Source organism: Streptomyces sp. WM6386, from assembly GCF_000972385.1.
Classification (GTDB): Bacteria; Actinomycetota; Actinomycetes; order Streptomycetales; family Streptomycetaceae; genus Streptomyces.
Genome location: NZ_JXTE01000636.1, coordinates 1 through 362 on the forward strand (window position 1 = coordinate 1; position 362 = coordinate 362).

At 70.2% G+C, this 362-nt stretch carries 1 pseudogene; it reads left to right on the forward strand.

Going from position 1 to position 362, the window contains the following annotated elements:
• Nucleotides 1–250, forward strand: a pseudogene (locus TN53_RS43035) (spermidine synthase); the annotation flags it as partial.
• Between the last annotated feature and the right edge of the window lie 112 nt (nucleotides 251–362).

The window sequence follows — 362 nt, forward strand, 5'->3', positions numbered from 1 at the left end:
CCATGTCCTGCACCCGCGCCACGCGGCCCTCTACCAGCCTTCCGGGCTCCGCGCTCTCGCAGACCATCTGCACCCCGGCGGTGTGTTCGCCCTGTGGTCGAACGACCCGCCGGACGCGGAGTTCGCCTCCACTCTCACGCCGGTCTTCGCACAGGCAGCAGCCCACGTCGTCGACTTCGACAATCCCCTGCAAGGAGGCACCTCGGCCAACACCATCTATCTCGCCAGCACAGCGCCGGACACACCGTAGGACGGCGGCTCGGCGGGATCCGCGGGCGGTGCGCGCGCTCACGTACGGCAGAACAGCCGTTCCCGGGGAGAGCCCAGCACCTGCAAGGCGGACTCCGGGATGCACCGGCCGA